The 1,947-nt window shown below is 66.9% G+C and carries 2 protein-coding genes; both read right to left on the bottom strand.

Annotated elements, in window-relative coordinates:
* Nucleotides 1-32: 32 nt before the first annotated feature.
* On the bottom strand, nt 33-926 hold the full coding sequence (locus VW23_RS00625) for a carbohydrate kinase family protein (RefSeq protein WP_069907670.1): 894 nt from the start codon (nt 924-926) through the stop codon (nt 33-35).
* Nucleotides 923-1,846 carry a pseudouridine-5'-phosphate glycosidase gene (locus VW23_RS00620; protein WP_069907669.1) on the bottom strand — a complete coding sequence of 308 codons (924 nt, stop codon included), beginning with the start codon at nt 1,844-1,846 and terminating at the stop codon, nt 923-925. Before VW23_RS00620 ends, VW23_RS00625 begins: the two co-directional genes overlap by 4 nt.
* Between the last annotated feature and the right edge of the window lie 101 nt (nt 1,847-1,947).

Here is a 1,947-nt window from a genome sequence, read left to right as displayed (position 1 = left end):
GCCACCAGCCCATCGGCATGAACCGCAACACCCTAATCCGGCTGTCCACCCACCTTGGTCACCGCCGCAGACCCCGCCTCGATCCCGCGCCTGAGACAGGTCTCGACATCGACGCCGCGCAATTCCGCCGAAACGAACGCCGCGGCGAACGCGTCGCCCGCTCCCGTCGTATCGACCACCTTCACCGCCGGCGCCGGCAGCTTCAGCTTCACCCCCGAGACATCGCCCACTGCCGCGCCACCCGCTCCGAGCTTGATCACCACCCGCCCGTAGTTCGGCCCGAGCACCCGCATCTGCGTTTCGAGATCGGCGCTGCCGGCCAGTGCCACCGCCTCGTCGGCATTGGCGAACAGCGTCGAGAACCCCTTGGTCCACTGAAGGAACTTGTCGGCCCCGACTTCCTCGACGAACCCGACCGAGGCCGCGTCCACCGCCACGGGGATGCTGCGCGATTGCGCCTCTCCGGCCATCCAGCGTGCCGCGTGGCGTGGCTTTTCCGCGAACAGCGAATAGCCCGACACCAGCACATACCGCGTCTCTTCCAAGAGCCACACCGGCATGTCGGAATGTGACAGGTCGAGGTTGGCGCCGCGATCGGTGAGAAAGCTCCGCTCCCCACCCGCATCGACGATGACCACCAGGATACCGGACGGTTTTACGGGATCGGCGATCAGCACCGGATCGACATGGAAGCCGCGCAGATACGCCTCGAGATGCGGCTTGTCGCGCGCCCCGACGCGGGCGACGAAGCTGACGGGGGTGCCCATCGAGCCCAGCCACACCGCCTGGTTGGCGCCCGAGCCGCCGGGCCGCTGCGTGATCTGCGCGCGCCGGTCCGAGCCGCGCACCAGCGGCCCCTCGGGAATCACGATGACATCGGTCATTACGTCGCCGATGACGATGACCCGGCCGGTGCTGTCGCTCATTTCTTGAGCTTGGCCAGCGCCACCGCGATCTCGGAGGCGACGCGCGCATTGTTTTCGACGAGCGCGATGTTGGCGACGAGACTCTTGCCGTCGGTCAGCTCGAAGATGCGCTTCAACAGGAACGGCGTCAGCTCCTTGCGGCTCACCCCTTCCTTCTCGGCGCCCTTGATCGCCTCGTTGATCCGGCCCTCGATCTCATCCTTGTCGAGCGCCGCGCTCTCGGGGATCGGGTTGGCCACCAGCACGCCGCCGAGACCGAGCGCGAACTGCAGCGCGATCACCTTGGCGGCGTCCTTGCCGCTCTCCACCCGGTGATCGACCTTGCCACCCGACTGGCGGGCCCAGAACGCCGGGAAATCCGCGGTCTGAAAACCCAGCACCGGCACGCCCTTGCTCTCCAGCACTTCCAGGGTCTTGGGAATATCGAGGATCGACTTGGCGCCCGCGCACACCACCGCCACCTGGGTGCGGCCGAGTTCCTCGAGATCGGCGGAAATATCGAAGGTGGTCTCGGCGCCGCGATGCACGCCGCCGATACCGCCGGTGGCGAACACCTGGATGCCCGCCGCTTCCGCCGCCATCATCGTCGTCGCCACCGTGGTGCCCGCCACTTCGCCCGACGCCAGCAGCGCCGCGACGTCGCGGCGCGACGCCTTCGCGGCCTTGCCACCGGTCTGCGCCAGCCGCTCGAGATCCTTGGCCGTGACGCCGACCTTGAACTTGCCGTCCATGATGGCGATCGTTGCCGGCACCGCACCGTGCTTCTCGATCACCGCCTCGACGTTCTGCGCCATCTCGAGATTCTGCGGATAGGGCATGCCATGCGTGATGATGGTGGATTCGAGCGCCACCACCGGCTGGCCGGCGTCGAGCGCCTTCTTGACCGCAGGCGAGATGGACAGGTGCTTCTTGAGGCTCACGAGGGTTGCTCTTTCGGAAAGGACTTTTGCCTGACTTGAACCGAAATCGACGGGAGTTCAACTCCCGATAGGCCGGTGCGAGCTGACCCCCACCCCTGTCC

The sequence above is a fragment of the Devosia insulae DS-56 genome (assembly GCF_000970465.2).
Lineage (GTDB): Bacteria > Pseudomonadota > Alphaproteobacteria > Rhizobiales > Devosiaceae > Devosia_A > Devosia_A insulae.
Note: the sequence above shows the minus strand (reverse complement) of the source record. Positions and strands in the feature narration are given on the sequence as shown.